The organism is Methylocaldum marinum (assembly GCF_003584645.1).
Classification (GTDB): domain Bacteria; phylum Pseudomonadota; class Gammaproteobacteria; order Methylococcales; family Methylococcaceae; genus Methylocaldum; species Methylocaldum marinum.
The window spans coordinates 1,883,160-1,897,548 of sequence record NZ_AP017928.1 but is presented as its reverse complement, the minus strand read 5'-3'; the positions used below and the strand labels follow the sequence as shown (position 1 = coordinate 1,897,548).

14 protein-coding genes, 1 other RNA gene and 1 pseudogene are annotated in these 14,389 nt (G+C 59.3%); 7 read left to right on the top strand and 9 right to left on the bottom strand.

What is annotated here, in order from left to right; all coding sequences use genetic code 11:
* Window position 1 precedes the first annotated feature (1 nt).
* On the bottom strand, window positions 2-1,006 hold the full coding sequence (locus sS8_RS08300; protein WP_119629248.1) for a nucleotidyl transferase AbiEii/AbiGii toxin family protein: 1,005 nt from the start codon (window positions 1,004-1,006) through the stop codon (window positions 2-4).
* The gene (locus tag sS8_RS08295) at window positions 999-1,619 is read right to left on the bottom strand and encodes a DUF6088 family protein (RefSeq protein WP_119629247.1); all 621 of its coding nucleotides are present in this window, start codon (window positions 1,617-1,619) and stop codon (window positions 999-1,001) included. The genes sS8_RS08300 and sS8_RS08295 overlap by 8 nt, the downstream gene beginning before the upstream one ends.
* 717 nt (window positions 1,620-2,336) lie before the next feature.
* Between sS8_RS08295 and sS8_RS08290 the strand changes: the two genes are divergently transcribed.
* Together sS8_RS08290 and sS8_RS08285 are read left to right on the top strand one after the other, a co-directional pair.
* Window positions 2,337-3,461, top strand: a complete 1,125-nt coding sequence (locus tag sS8_RS08290) for a Fic family protein (RefSeq protein ID WP_119629246.1) — start codon at window positions 2,337-2,339, stop codon at window positions 3,459-3,461.
* An 83-nt stretch (window positions 3,462-3,544) separates the two neighbouring features.
* Window positions 3,545-3,757: a helix-turn-helix transcriptional regulator gene (locus sS8_RS08285; protein ID WP_119632666.1), complete on the top strand. Its 213-nt coding sequence runs from the start codon at window positions 3,545-3,547 to the stop codon at window positions 3,755-3,757.
* 441 nt (window positions 3,758-4,198) lie between these two features.
* Here sS8_RS08285 and sS8_RS28010 read toward each other — a convergent pair whose 3' ends face one another.
* Window positions 4,199-4,729, bottom strand: a complete 531-nt coding sequence (locus tag sS8_RS28010) for a hypothetical protein (protein ID WP_232020570.1) — start codon at window positions 4,727-4,729, stop codon at window positions 4,199-4,201.
* A gap of 33 nt (window positions 4,730-4,762) precedes the next feature.
* Between sS8_RS28010 and sS8_RS29075 the strand changes: the two are divergent.
* The 3 genes and pseudogenes from sS8_RS29075 to sS8_RS08265 all read left to right on the top strand — a co-directional run.
* Window positions 4,763-5,193, top strand: a pseudogene (locus sS8_RS29075) (recombinase family protein); the annotation flags it as partial.
* A 54-nt stretch (window positions 5,194-5,247) separates the two neighbouring features.
* The gene (locus sS8_RS08270; protein WP_408631170.1) at window positions 5,248-6,117 is read left to right on the top strand and encodes a recombinase family protein; all 870 of its coding nucleotides are present in this window, start codon (window positions 5,248-5,250) and stop codon (window positions 6,115-6,117) included.
* Window positions 6,114-6,545 (top strand): LacI family transcriptional regulator, encoded by a 432-nt coding sequence (locus sS8_RS08265; protein ID WP_119629245.1) that lies wholly within the window; start codon window positions 6,114-6,116, stop codon window positions 6,543-6,545. Before sS8_RS08270 ends, sS8_RS08265 begins: the two co-directional genes overlap by 4 nt.
* 15 nt (window positions 6,546-6,560) lie before the next feature.
* Here sS8_RS08265 and sS8_RS08260 read toward each other — a convergent pair whose 3' ends face one another.
* The 6 genes from sS8_RS08260 to sS8_RS08235 all read right to left on the bottom strand — a co-directional run bounded on the left by sS8_RS08260 (window position 6,561) and on the right by sS8_RS08235 (window position 11,564).
* On the bottom strand, window positions 6,561-7,064 hold the full coding sequence (locus sS8_RS08260) for a GNAT family N-acetyltransferase (RefSeq protein ID WP_119629244.1): 504 nt from the start codon (window positions 7,062-7,064) through the stop codon (window positions 6,561-6,563).
* Entirely contained in the window at window positions 7,061-7,339 is a 279-nt protein-coding gene (locus tag sS8_RS08255; RefSeq protein ID WP_119629243.1) for a type II toxin-antitoxin system TacA family antitoxin, read from the bottom strand. The genes sS8_RS08260 and sS8_RS08255 overlap by 4 nt, the downstream gene beginning before the upstream one ends.
* Before the next feature lie 526 nt (window positions 7,340-7,865).
* Entirely contained in the window at window positions 7,866-8,843 is a 978-nt protein-coding gene (locus tag sS8_RS08250; RefSeq protein ID WP_119629242.1) for an arsenic resistance protein, read from the bottom strand.
* A 388-nt stretch (window positions 8,844-9,231) separates the two neighbouring features.
* Window positions 9,232-9,590, bottom strand: a transfer-messenger RNA (tmRNA) gene (ssrA, locus tag sS8_RS08245).
* 232 nt (window positions 9,591-9,822) lie between these two features.
* Window positions 9,823-10,293 (bottom strand): hypothetical protein, encoded by a 471-nt coding sequence (locus sS8_RS08240; protein ID WP_119629241.1) that lies wholly within the window; start codon window positions 10,291-10,293, stop codon window positions 9,823-9,825.
* A 161-nt stretch (window positions 10,294-10,454) separates the two neighbouring features.
* Entirely contained in the window at window positions 10,455-11,564 is a 1,110-nt protein-coding gene (locus tag sS8_RS08235) for a multicopper oxidase domain-containing protein (RefSeq protein ID WP_119629240.1), read from the bottom strand.
* Window positions 11,565-11,739: 175 nt separating this feature from the next.
* On the opposite strand from sS8_RS08235, the gene cysD reads away from it, so the two are divergent.
* Together cysD and cysN are read left to right on the top strand one after the other, a co-directional pair.
* Window positions 11,740-12,648, top strand: a complete 909-nt coding sequence (gene cysD, locus sS8_RS08230) for a sulfate adenylyltransferase subunit CysD (RefSeq protein ID WP_119629239.1) — start codon at window positions 11,740-11,742, stop codon at window positions 12,646-12,648.
* 70 nt (window positions 12,649-12,718) lie between these two features.
* Window positions 12,719-14,371: a sulfate adenylyltransferase subunit CysN gene (gene cysN / locus sS8_RS08225; protein ID WP_119629238.1), complete on the top strand. Its 1,653-nt coding sequence runs from the start codon at window positions 12,719-12,721 to the stop codon at window positions 14,369-14,371.
* The last annotated feature ends 18 nt before the right edge of the window (window positions 14,372-14,389 follow it).

Genomic DNA, 14,389 nt, shown 5'->3' with positions numbered 1-14,389 from the left:
GTCACTGATTGATTGCTGTTTCCAGCGCGCGCAGGCGATCGACGATGGCATCGAAGGCGGGAGGCTCGCCGATGAACATGCCGGCACCAATCATGCGCTGGAAGTCATCGCGCAGCGCGGCCAGTGCGGCATCTTCCGGAATGAGTCTGAGCTGCCCGGCCAAGCATGCGTCGTAGTTGGCGTAGCTCGCGTTGTAGAAGGCCTTCTTGTGCTTGACGACATCGGCGAGCAGAGCGCGATCGGCCACAGCGGCCTGCCCATGGGCAAGATCGGCCAGCATGGCCAGGTCGTACCAGTGGCGTGACAGGCGTTCGGCGTCTGTGCGGAACTCGTCGCGCTGACACTCGACGTGCATCAGCGTCGCTTTTTCCCAGAAGGTACGTGCCGGAGACAGCACACTGACCGTCGACCGAGGGAAATCGAGTTCAGCGACATGTTCCGCGATGTCGGGCTGCACCTCATGCTCCTCATTCGGCTCGGTGATGTTACGGCCACCGAACTCGATCAGGACGCTGTTGCCCACATAGTCTCCCGGTGCCTCCAGCACGCTCGGGTAGTGCATCCGCATCTGCTCGCCGTCATCACTGACTTCAAGCTGGAACGCATCGGCATCGAACTCGTCCGCCAGCATCCTCTGGAAGTGCGGCGCCACGACACCGTGGGCATGGTCGCGCACGAAGGACTTGAGATCCTCGCTGAATTTCTTCAGCCGATTGCGTGAGACGCCTTCGGCAAACGGGTCGAAGGAGCCGTCCAAGCCACGGTAGTCGAGCGTGATGTCCACGTCCTCGGAGAAGCGCGCAATGGCGCCGAACACCTTGGAGAGTGAGGTGCCGCCCTTGAAGGCCATCGGCAGTCGGTCGGGCATGGTGAACAGGGTCTGCAGCACCCAGCAGACCCAGACATCCTTTTCCAGTACGACGGGCGTGCGGGCAAGCTGCGGGGCCAGTGCCCGATATATTTGGGACTGCTCTTGAGCATTCAGGTGCACGAAGGACTCAGGCATGAACGGCCGTCCGCTCGTTGCGGAAGATGGCGTCGCTCATCCACGCGGGCATTGATCTGGTGGCTGATTTCAGCACCTCGAATTCGCTCGATCCCAGCTTGCGCCGAATCTTCTCGACGAGAGCCGGCGTCACTTCCTTCTTGCCGAGATACCACATCGCCGCAAGCGCGAGCCCGGCGGGTCGTCCTGCCAGGGCCAACTTGCGTTGGCAGACGTGCTGCAGACGGATCTCCATCTTCCCCACGCGGATGCGCTTCGACGGGCCGGATGTCACGAATACAGACTGGGTCGGGACCTGCGTGGTCAGTTCGAGCCGACGCGCCGCTTCGGCACCGTGAACCTGGACGACGGCACCCGTGGTCTTTGCAACGGTCTCGGCCACCTTAAAAGGCTCGGGCATCACCTTGCCAACGAAACGGCTGACCTCGGGACGCACAAAGACGCCGCGCGTCACACGCTCGATCGACCCTGCCTTGACGAGGCGGGAGAGGGTCTGATCGACGGACGCACGCGTGCCGCACTCCAGGAATGCCGTCGGGGTGAAAGGCTCCCCAATCGGCATCGCCTCGATGCGCTGGCGAATCAGCTCGGCGGTCTTGGTCGTCGTGTTCATGTACGAAAATATATGCGAGTTTCTGACAAACTGCAAGTGCGATGACTCCCAGGGAGATGCTCGTGTTCCCTCCGGTAGCCAATGCGGCAATCCAACCGCTTGATTCGTCCGCGCGTAACCCGTAGATCTGTAATGGGGACGGCTGTGGGCTTTGCGGACTTCGGGCCATTTTCGGGGAGCGAGGTCGGAGCGAGGAATGGTCAGGAGAGAGTGGAATATGGCCGGGAACGGCCAATTCGGGTGGCTGGCGAAGTCCGCAGGCTTCCGCAGGAACCCCCAACAACACGAGGGAGTCGGCGCGATCAGACAAGAAAAAACCCCAACCGAGAACGGTTGGGGTTTTGATATTGGTGGTGGGATGGTACCCCGCATCAAACGACTATTGAAAGTACGGAATCGAAGCACTGCGGGCTGCTGCGAACCGGTGCGAACAGGATCGAAAAGCCTGTCGGTACGCCGGTCGGCTGCGGACAATCAGACAGGTTTTTCGCTCTGATTGGTTGCCGATAAGCGGCCTCAACCTCGTCTGCTTTTCGGGGCCAGTTCAATTCCCGAAACGGGAATCGAACCCGCGTCCGTTGCCACAACCAATAACACACCCATTTACACCCATTCCTGGGCAAGGCGATCCGCCATGCGGCGAATGATGCCCACATTCACCGCAAAACGTGCGGTGATTGACTTGCGCATGCGGAGATTGCAGGCCATAATCTCCGCATGAATAGCGGCGATTACAAATACATCTGGCAGGCCAGCGACTGGCCGACTTGGCGCTTCGACCTGGCGGCACTGGCTGGACCCATGGCCGAGGTCAGTCGTGCCCAGGGACTCCTAATGGGGCGTCTGGCTGACGTCGGCATGGCCTTGCGTGACCAAACGAGCTTGGCGGCGCTGACCGAGGACGTGGTCAAGACCAGTGAGATCGAGGGTGAGCAGCTCAATGTTGAATCCGTGCGTTCCTCCATCGCCCGCAGGCTGGGCGTGGACATCGGCGCGCTCGCTCCGGTCGATCGCCACGTCGAGGGCGTGGTCGAGATGGTGCTGGATGCCACGGCCAACTGCCAGGCACCTGTAACGCGGGAACGTCTGTTCGGCTGGCATGCCGCACTGTTTCCCACCGGCTACTCAGGCCTCTCCAAGATCAAGGTCGGCGGCTGGCGCGACGATGCCACTGGCCCGATGCAGGTGGTGTCCGGCCCCATTGGCCGCCAGCGGGTGCATTTCGAAGCACCGCCGGCCGATCGCCTCGAGGCCGAAACCAGCCGCTTCCTCGACTGGTTGAATGGCGCCTCGAACGAACCGCCGCTGCTCAAGGCCGGCCTCGGCCATCTGTGGTTCGTCACTCTGCACCCGTTCGACGATGGCAATGGTCGTATCGCCCGGGCCATCGGCGACCTGCTACTGGCTCGCTCCGATGGCAGCCCGCAGCGCTTCTATAGTTTGTCGGCGCAGATCCAGCGCGAACGCAAGGCTTACTACGACATCTTGGAACGAACCCAGAAGCGGTCGATGGACGTCACCGAGTGGCTCATGTGGTTCCTCGAAACGCTCCATCGCGCTGTCGACCAGGCGCAGCACACCCTCGATGCCGTACTGACCAAGGCGCGATTCTGGCAGCGTTGGGCAACCACGCCCTTGAACGAGCGACAGGTGAAGCTGCTCAATCGGCTGCTGGACGGCTTCGAAGGCAAGCTCACCAGCAGCAAATGGGCGGCCATCGCCAAGTGCTCGCCGGACACAGCACTGCGCGACATCAACGATCTGCTGATGCGTGGCGTCCTGCGCAAGTCGGATGCGGGCGGGCGTAGCACCAGCTACGAGCTGAACGATCTGCCGGAGTAGTTGACGTCTTTGGAATGGCCTTGGCTCGCGGGCGGAACAGCGCCTTCATGGACTCCTGCCAACTCATTCGGAAGGAGACCAAAATGGAAGTCGCTCACCTCAATCAAAAACAACTGGCCGCCCGCTGGAGTATCAGCGAAGCCACCCTGGAACGCTGGCGCAGCGATGGGATCGGGCCCAAGTTCCTGAAGCTCTGCGGCCGGGTGCTCTACCGGCAGGTGGACATCGAGGCCTACGAGGAGTCGTGCCTGGCAACGTCGACCAAGACGGCCGCGACGCAGGTCAGTGCTGGCTGAGATGTTCCGTTTTGTCGGCAGTTATCGACAAGTACCGACGATTTGCAACGCTGCGGCACCGGCGGCCGTCTGGAGGAGCCAGATTTCCGGCCCATTGAAAGTCCGCAGTCCGCAAGCGCGGACCGATCAAGCGGTTTGTTGAAAATCAAAGGCCTAGCATCAGGCTGTGCGGGCTGGTGAGGGTTCCTGCGGGTTCGTGCGGAAAGATTCGAACTCCTGCGGGGTATGGGTGGGGTGGAACCCTGCGCCAAACCTATGTAACTCAGCGCCTTAGAACCGCTGCGAACTCCTGCGGAAAGGTGCGGAATCCAGCCCCAACTGCCAACAATCCTACCAGTTCTGCCCGGCCGGGTCACCAACCGAGCGCATCAGACGGGACGCCAGTTCGATTCCCATTGGCGGAATTGAACCCGAGTCCGCATCCACTCACCCAACGTCCGATCAGGCGGTGACGAACCTCTCTCGAAACGCTCGCCGGCCTTGGTCGTAAGGCCCCGGGTTGGTGGCGTGCGGGACTGGCGCGCTTCTGTCGCCGATGAGGTAGTTGATCCGGTAGGTGCAGTTGCCGGATGGGTGCAGCATGCCGCCAATCACCCGGTCGGGTTTCAAGATTCGCTCCTGGATCAGACGATCCAGCACCTTCTGCGGCCCCAGGCCAACGAACACAGCATCCTTCAGTTCTTCGACTTCCGCCGCGAAGTTCTCCAGCAGGTACTTCCGCAGCAGCGGATGCTTGGTCATATCTGGGGAACCACGGTAATCGTCGTCCTTGACGAATACCGGATAGCGCAGGAGGGAGGTGGTCTGCACCAAGTGGCGCGACGTGGAGAACAGGTCGGCCGAATCGCCTAGGCCGAGCCACTTATGAAAGCCCCAATGGTTGAGCTGGTTGATGATGATTGCCCGCGAGATCACTGGCATGCGCTGGTCGGGGCCGTTGTTCTTTGGTCTCAGGCCGCCATCCAATGCCAAGACCAAGCCGTCCACTAAGAAGCGAGGTGGACGATGAACGAAGTCCTGAAGTGCCGCATGCGCTGCGCAGTCTATACGCGCAAGTCCACCGACGAAGGACTCGACCAGGAATACAACTCCATCGACGCCCAGCGCGACGCCGGTCACGCCTACATCGCCAGCCAGCGCGCCGAGGGCTGGATTCCAGTAGCCGACGACTACGACGATCCGGCCTTCTCCGGTGGCAACATGGAACGTCCGGCGCTGCGCCGCATGATGGCGGACATCGAGGCCGGCAAGATGACGTGGTCGTCATCTACAAGATCGACCGCTTGACACGCAGCCTGGCGGACTTCTCCAAGATGGTCGAGGTGTTCGAGCGCTACGGCGTGTCGTTCGTGTCGGTCACCCAGCAATTCAACACGACGACCTCGATGGGCCGCTTGATGCTGAACATCCTGCTGTCCTTCGCCCAGTTCGAGCGCGAGGTCACCGGCGAGCGCATCCGCGACAAGATCGCGGCCAGCAAGCGCAAGGGCATGTGGATGGGCGGCGTGCCACCGCTGGGCTACGACGTCGAGAACCGCCGGCTGGTGCCCAACGAACGCGAGGCCAAACTGATCCGGCACATCTTTCAGCGCTTCGTTGAACTCGGCTCCAGTACGGCGTTGGTCAAGGAGCTGAAACTGGATGGCGTAACGTCGAAGGCGTGGACTACGCAAGACGGCAAAACCCGCGAGGGCAGACCGATCGACAAGGGCCACATCTACAAGCTACTCAGCAACCGGACCTACCTTGGCGAGTTACGTCACAAGGACCAGTGGTACCAGGCCAAGCATCCGCCCATCATCAGCCGCGAACTGTGGGACAGCGTCCACGCGATCCTGGAGACGAATGGCCGGGTGCGGGGCAACACGACGCGGGCCAAGGTTCCCTATTTACTCAAGGGCATCGTGTTCGGCAACGACGGCCGTGCGCTGTCGCCGTGGCACACCACCAAGAAGAATGGCCGGCGCTACCGTTACTACGTGCCCCAGCGCGACGCCAAGGAACACGCCGGTGCCTCGGGTCTGCCGCGACTGCCCGCCGCAGAACTGGAGTCGGCGGTACTCGATCAACTGCGCGCGATTTTGCGTGCCCCGAATCTGCTCGGCGATATGCTGCCGCAAGCGATCAAGCTGGACCCAACCCTGGACGAAGCCAAGATCACCGTGGCCATGACCCGGCTCGACGCGATTTGGGATCAACTGTTCCCAGCGGAGCAGACCCGGATCGTCAAGCTGCTGGTGGAGAAGGTGATCGTGTCGCCAAATGACCTCGAGGTGCGACTGCGCGCCAACGGCATCGAGCGCCTGGTGCTGGAACTGCGTCCCGAGCCGGTCGAGCAACAAGCTGAGGCGCTGGCATGAGCGACATCCGCATCCAGAAGACCGGCGAGCCGGACATCCTGCAGACCAGCGACGGTAGGCTGACCCTGTCCGTGCCGATCCAGATCAAGCGCCGCAGTGGCCGCAAGTTGGTCACCTTGCCAAACGGCGAAACCGCGCCGGTCAGACCGTGGGACGTAGCACCGACCTCCATCCAACTGGCGCTGGCCAGTGGCCACCGCTGGCTGGCGATGCTGGAATCAGGAGAGGCGAAGTCCTTGAAGGAGATCGCCACGCGGGAGAACATCGACAACAGCTACGTCAGCCGAATGGTCAACCTGACCACGCTGGCACCCGACATCGTGGCGGCCATCCTCGACGACGCACTGCCGAATCACATCACGCTGTTTGATCTGGCGGTTGATCCGCCAGCGCTGTGGGATGAGCAGCGGGAGCGAGTCAGGCTCTGATGTGGAGACACCACCTCAGCTCAACATGCCTTTGAGATCCTTGAGCATCAGGAGCAGATGGTACGGATCAGTCGGGCTGGGCTCGAATTCCCAGGATTCGTACCACTGACGGGCGGCATCGTCTTTGGCATGAACCAACAGGCAGCGAATGCCGGCGATGTCGGCGGCCTGTGCGGTACGCAGCAGGGCGTCCTTGAGCAAGGCCTGGCCCAGACCCTTGCGCTGATGCTCCTTGTCCACGGCGAGCCGGGCCAGGATCATGACCGGCACCGGGTGGCGTGCCAACCCCTTCATCACTCTCGACGGCGCGGCTTCCGGATCGACGCTACCAACGGCCAGGCTGTAGAAGCCGACCACCACGTCACCCTGGCAGCAGACATAGGTCTGCGCGCTGTTGGCCTTCTGGTTGACGAGCGCGTAGCGCTGCAGGAACTGGTTCAGCGCGGCCTGGCCGCAGTCGAACGCATCGACCTGATCCGTAGCAGCGAGCTTGCGAACGGGTGAGTAGTCATTGCTCAACCCAGCACCCCAGGTTCACGCAGCAACTTCTTCAGACGCGGCTTGCTCTGCACCGGCCGATCTAGCGCTTCCTGGAAGGCCTGCCACTGCGTGTCGTCCAGCACGAACTGGCGACGATCCGCCAAAGTCTGCGCAGCCGCCGTCACGCCCGCGTCGAGCAGGAACTCGCTGACGTTCTTGTGGCAGGCGCGTGCGGCTTCCTGCAGCAGTTGTTTGACCGGCGTGCTGGCACGAACGTCAATGCGCTCGGTCTTGGAAAGATTCAGGCTGCTCATGGTGCCCCTCCGGACTGATCTTAGATGTCCTTATTGTAGTCGTCCGGACGTTGTCCTGACAAGTTGTTTCTTGTTCTGGCCACCATCTAGGCACGTACTTCCGCGCGGCAATGTGTCGGTAGTGCTCGATAACTACCGACGAAACGCAACGGGAGCGTTTCCTTCGCCACCCGATGCTGCAATCCAACCGCTTGATTCGTCCGCGCGTAACCCTTTGATCTGTATGGCACTGACTTGTGGCCCTTGCGGACTTCGGGCCGGTTTCAGGGAGCGAGGTCGGAGCGAGGAATGGCCAGGAGAGAGTGGAATGCGGCGCGAAACTGGCTGACGGGCTGACCGGCGAAGTCCGCAGGCTTCCGCAGGAACCCCCAAGAACACGCGGGAACCGGCGCGATCAGGCAAGAAAAAACCCCAACCGAGAACGGTTGGGGTTTTGATATTGGTGGCCGAAGGGGAATATGAGGTCTCGTTCGGAAGGATGCGGGTTCCTGCGGAAGGATGCGGGTTCCTACGAATCAATGCAGCCTCAAGCCTCGGCTTTCATCGGTTGCCGGAACAAATGGCCGGGCACCCACCAGAGATAGAGCACCATCCCGAACAACTCCACCAGCGACTGGAAAACGATCACGACCACGGTCGTCTCCCAGCCCGCTGGCAAGGCCAGCGCGAAGGGCAGCACGACGAACGAATTGCGGGTGCCGAAACTGAAGGCCAGCGTGCGGCCCGCGTCGAGGGGCAGTCGCAGCCAGCTGGTGAGCCCCCGCGCCAGCAGCGCGGCGATCAATAGGAAGCCGACGAATACCGGCAGCACCGACAGCAGGATCGGCCCGGCATCGAGCACCGTGCCGACCTGCGCGCCAGCGATCAGGAGCACCACCACTGCCAGCAGTGGCACTGGCCACCAGCCCAGTCGTTCACGCCAGATGGCCCGTTCTGTCCGCGCCTCGATCCAGCGCTCGGTGAACGCAGCCGTGACCAGAGGAAATCCGACCAACAAGAGTGCGGCGGGAAGCATCTCCTCGGTTTTCAGCGCCGCGCGGAAGTCGGCAGCCGGCAGCATCAGCCATAGGTAGACCGGCAGCAGCGCAAGTTGCGATAGCAGGTTGAGCGGCGTGACCGCGATCGCCCGCGCGGTGTTGCCGCGCCCAAGCTGGGCGAAGGTGATGAACCAGTCGGTGCATGGCACCAGCAAAACCAGCAGGACGCCCAGTCGCAGGGCCGGATCGTCAGGTAGCCACGGAAGCGCCAGCCACACGAGCAGCGGGATGAAGACGAAGTTGCCGAGCAGGATGGTGAGCACGAAGCGGCCATCGCGGAATGCATCGCGCACGTGCAGCAGTGGTACCTGTACGAAGGTGGTATAGAGCAGCACAGCCAGCACCGGCCACAGCAAGGCCTCGAAGCGCGGCCCGACGCCGGGTGCAAGTGTGCTCAACGACAGGCCGCCAACGATGGCGGCCAGGTAGATCCAGACCTGGCGGCGTTCGAGGGTCAGGCGGTCCATAGGCTACGCCCGAAGTGGATGTCCGAAACCACCGCCCCGGTGATCGTATGGTGGGTTGCGCACAGTTGCATTTTTCTCCGGCGAAAGCCGCATTCTCCATTCTCCAAATCGGGGCGGGTTCCTCCGCCTACCGATGCTGAAAATCAACCGCTTGATTCGTCCGCGCGTAACCTGTTGATTCGTAATACCCTGAATCGCGACCTTTGCGGACTTCCGGCCCCTTCAGAAGAGCGAGGCCGGAGCGAGGAATTGCTCGGAGAGAGTGAAAACGGGAGTTTTCACGCGTCCAGGCGCCGGCGCGAAGTCCGCAGGAATCCGCAGGAACCCGCGCAGGTACGCGGGAGTTCAAGAAAAATGCCCAACTGCATACACAGTTGGGCATTGGTATTGGTGGAGGCGGCGGGAATTGAACCCGCGTCCGCGAATCCTCCGCCTTCGGCTCTACATGCTTATCCGACTCTATTGATTTAACCGGTCGCTACCCGAGCGGCAGGGAAGACGGCCGGCGGTTCCGTTAGGTTTTAGCGAATCGGTCCCGGACAGACCTCATCGCGAGCTTACAATTGGGTTACCCCTGAAGCCCGACGCCTGTAAGCGGGCTTCGGATCAGAGGCCGGCCGGATTAAGCGGCCAGAGCGTAGTTGTCGTCGTTGGCAACTATATTGGTTGCAGATTGATTTACGAGGGTATCTGCACCTCGGCATGCACCTTAGGTTTTGCGATCCTCGTCGAAGCCAAGTCGCCCCCTAGGTCTGAAAGATAGACAGTATAGCCGCAAAATAGTTTCGAGCAATCTGCATTTTGCGTGGACACGCTTCATGTGAAAAATTGATTGAGCGGATCGAACGTCCGCGTTGAAGCCGTATGAAACGCAGGGAGGCATTCATCCACCCTCTCCCGGCGGAGAGAGGGTGGGTGCGAGAATTTTGTTGGTGTTTGGTGAGTCAGCGAACTGATCGGTTCACTTATTCTCGGTTTTTCAGAGATCGTCCATCCATTCCGCGTCGCGGATGAAGCGATGCTTTTCTTGTTCCTCCATCTCTGCAAGATTCGCGAAGATCTCTTTCGCACGCGGGTCGTCGACAATTATCGCCGCTCCTTTATAGAGCTCGATCAGTGCGTTGTCGAAGTCCATGGCGATTTTAATGACGTCGTCTACGGACATGTCCGGCCTAACGGAGCATTTTTTCAGCAACTGGTCGACGTTCGAGCCCGGTGAATATTGAAGCCAGAAATTGAGGATGCCTTTGCGCGATCCATTTTCGAAGCGTTGCATCGCCTGTTCCCGATTTCTCTCGTGGCGACTCAGGTATTCCAGGAGCATTTTTACGCGCGCCTGGTCGTTCTGCTGGTTCAGTGAATCGTAAAGGTCTGTCAGTTGGCCATGTAGTTGAATACCGTAGTCGAGCACATCTTTAACTTGCTCGAAGTTATGCATCTGCTGTTCCATAGGGTACTCCGAAAGTGTTATTCGGCTGGTTTGAGCGTTTCGAAGCATCGCTCTTTTGTCAACACAAGGCAAGAGTGACGTAACGCGTTCGCTCGGATGTTCCGCAGTCTACCTGTGGTCTGGTTCAAGGATTGTCGTAACTTTAGATCGCTACGGCCGGTCTATCGCTGACGAGGCTTGACCTCATAACTAGCCATCATGCCTGCGTCGATATGATCATTGACATGGCAGTGATACATCCATATCCCGGGATTGTCCGGTTTCATGTCCAGCGTCACATGGGTTGCCGGAAGCAGGTTTACGACATCGACGCGGTGGCCGTTCTCGGTGAGCGTATTGCCGTGCCAATGGGGGGTATGGAGGTCGACTTCCGTACCGAGGGACAGTTGGTACCAGCGTACCGTTTCCCCTTGTTTCATCGTTACGTTCGGCAAGTTGTGATACACGTAGCCATTCATACTGTGCATCAAGTTACTTTCGACGAAGTCTTCGTCCTCTTTTTTGTCTGAAGCGGCCGGTGCGAATGAGTCGATGTTCTTGTCGAGGAAGAAGCTCTTGTTTTCGTCCAATACGGTGAAAAGTACGACGAATTCTCGATCGATGCCTTTCAGTTTCCCGTTTTTCTGCAGTACGCCCCGGCGGGAGATGATGATGGGGCCTATGAGGCCGGTATTGGTGTCGACTACCTCATTGACGTGCGAGTGGTAAAGCCAAATGATCGAGCTCGGATCCTGGGGACCGGGACCGGAACGTTCGGGCACCTGCCAGAGGTAGGTGTGGGTTTCGCCCGGCTCGACCAGATCGTCCTTCCGGTCGTCTCCGGATGTGCCGTCCGCATAATGGGTGCCTTCGCTGTCCTTGCGGTAAAGCACTCCGTGCGGATGGAGCGATATCGGCATGTTCTCGATTTTGTTCCTTAGGACCACCTTGATGGTGTCGCCGACGTTGGCGCGAATGACCGGTCCCAGAATTCCCAAATGCCGCCACTCCGGCGGACGTTCTTTTACCTTGCTGAAGCTCGCGTCGGTGTACTCGATGTAACGTGCCTTGTAATACTGTCTGCCGATGAGATCCGTATTGTTGCCCCCTACGAAGACTTTCTCCTCCTCGTTGAATTCCGCGTTGTGCATGGGATTGACGGGATAGGAGGGGGCATAGTCCCATAATACCTCTTCGGCGGCGATGTAGTAGGTTCGCGTGGAGTTGGCTGCCACAGCCTCGGAGAACAATGCCAGGGTGAGGTGCAGAAGGACGATTTGGAGCTGTTTCACGGTGTTAACCCGGAGCAGGAAGTCGATCGAAAAAGCATGAGGTAATGATAATCACTATCATTCAAGGATGCCAGCGTTTGTTCCGGCGAAGCGGCTGCCGGCATTTGTGTTAGTATTTAGTCCCTAAAGTTTGGGATGAATCTCTGTCCAGGTTTCGGGATCAACACGCATCTCCATGAAAGACCATTCACTTACCCACCTCAAGCAGCTGGAAGCCGAAAGCATCCACATTATTCGCGAAGTGGCTGCCGAATTTGAGCGCCCCGTGATGCTCTATTCCATTGGCAAGGACTCCGCGGTAATGCTGCATCTTGCGATGAAGGCGTTTTTCCCGGGCAAGCCGCCGTTTCCGCTTATGCATGTCGATACGACCTGGAAGTTTCGGGAAATGATCGAGTTTCGTGATCGGCGTGTCCGGGACCTGGGTCTCGAGCTCATCGTGCATGTCAATATGGACGGCGTGGAGCAGGGTATCGGTCCGTTCAGCCACGGCAGTAAGAAGCATACGGATGTCATGAAAACCGAAGCGCTGAAGCAAGCTCTGAGCAAATACCGGTTCGATGCGGCATTCGGCGGGGCGCGTCGCGACGAGGAAAAATCGAGGGCGAAAGAACGGGTTTATTCCTTCCGTGACGAAAACCATCGTTGGGACCCGAAGAACCAGCGGCCGGAATTGTGGAATCTTTATAACGGCAAGATCAACAAGGGCGAGAGTATCCGCGTATTTCCGCTTTCAAACTGGACCGAGCTGGATGTTTGGCAGTACATCTATTTGGAGAACATACCGATTGTCCCGCTTTATTTCGCCAAAGAGAGGCCCGTGGTGGAGCGTGACGGAATATGGATCATGGTGGACGATCATCGCATGCCGCTGACTCCGGATGAAAAGCCGATGATGAGGATGGTCCGCTTCCGTACCCTGGGTTGTTATCCCTTGACCGGCGCCGTCGAATCGAGTGCGGCCACCTTGCCCGATATCATCCAGGAAATGCTGTTGACGAAGACGTCGGAGCGCCAAGGGCGTGTCATCGATCACGATCAGGCGGGCTCCATGGAAGAAAAGAAGAAAGAGGGCTATTTCTAGTTTGTCCTTTGGAAGCGTCGTGCGCACTTTCAACGATAGCGTCTGACCCATTCATTCAGCGAAGTAGTCTATGTCTCATCAGTCCGAGCTCATCAGTTCCGATATCCACGCCTATCTCGCTCAGCACGAGCGCAAGGAATTACTGCGCTTCCTGACCTGCGGCAACGTCGACGACGGCAAGAGCACCCTGATAGGGCGCCTATTGCACGATTCCAAAATGATTTACGAGGACCAGCTGGCCGCGATCAAGAAGGACAGCGTCAAATCGGGCACCACCGGCGGCGATATCGATCTGGCGTTGTTGGTCGACGGACTTCAGGCCGAGCGGGAGCAGGGCATCACCATTGATGTCGCCTACCGGTATTTTTCCACTGCGAAGCGGAAATACATCATTGCCGACACGCCGGGCCACGAGCAGTATACCCGCAACATGGCCACCGGGGCGTCCACCTGCGATCTGGCCATCATCCTGGTCGATGCCCGCCACGGCGTGATGACGCAAACCAAGCGCCACAGCTTTATCGTGTCTCTTTTGGGCATCAAACACGTGGTCGTAGCGATCAACAAGATGGACCTGGTCGGCTACAGCTCGGATGTATTCGAGCGCATTCGCAGCGATTACCTGGCATTCATCGAAAAGCTGGATATCCACGATGTGCGTTTTATTCCGTTATCCGCCCTGATGGGGGACAACGTCGTCAGCCGCAGCGGGGAAATGCCCTGGTATCAGGGGCAGGCGCTGATGGAACTCTTGGACACCATCGAGATCGCCAAGGACCAGAACTTCACGAATCCGCGTTTTCCCGTGCAGTACGTCAATCGTCCGAACTTGGATTTCCGCGGCTACAGCGGTACCGTGGCGGCAGGCGTTTTTCGCAAGGGCGACGCGATTACCGTCTTGCCGTCCAGGAAGACCAGCTGTATCAAGTCCATCGTGACCTACGACGGAGAACTGGAAGAAGCTTTTCCGCCACAAGCCGTCACGATTACGCTTGCGGACGAAATCGACGTGAGCCGCGGCGACATGCTGGTTCGTTCCGGCGATTTGCCCATGCTCGGAACCCGTTTCAAGGCGCATATCGTCTGGATGACCGAGGCGCCCCTGGTTCCCGGCCGCCAGTATTATCTGAAGCAGACGGCCAAGATCGTGAACGGTTCGGTCTCTCAGATCCATCACCGAATCGACATCAATACCTTGGAGCAGCTTCCGGCTGATCAGCTCAAGCTGAACGAAATCGGATTGTGCGAGGTCGCCCTGAACGCGCCGATAGCGTTCGATCCTTACAAGGGCAGCAAGAGCACCGGCTCCTTCATTATCATTGATCGTTTGACCAACGTCACAGTCGGTGCCGGCATGATCGTGGCGCAGGCGGACGGCGAGTCCGGTTTGCGGAGTGTAACGGCCGAGGAGCGCGGCGCGCGTTTCGGGCAGAAGGCAGTGACGCTATGGATTACGGGCGAACGTCGGCAGGATCTGGCTTACGAGCTCGAGCGGAAACTCTTCGATGTTGGACACGCCAGCACCGTGCTGGACGATTCGGAACTGGGCGAGCAGTTTAGGATAGTCGCAGCGCAGATCAACCACGCCGGATTGATCTGCATCTGCCCTTGCGAAACGAGGCCCGGTGACGATGGCTTGGCGGCGCTTCACGTATCGGCTGATGAAATGAATGCAGACGCCGTGCTTGCGCTATTAAGGGAAACCCAGGTCCTGGCGTTCTGATGTTTGTCTTCTACTCGC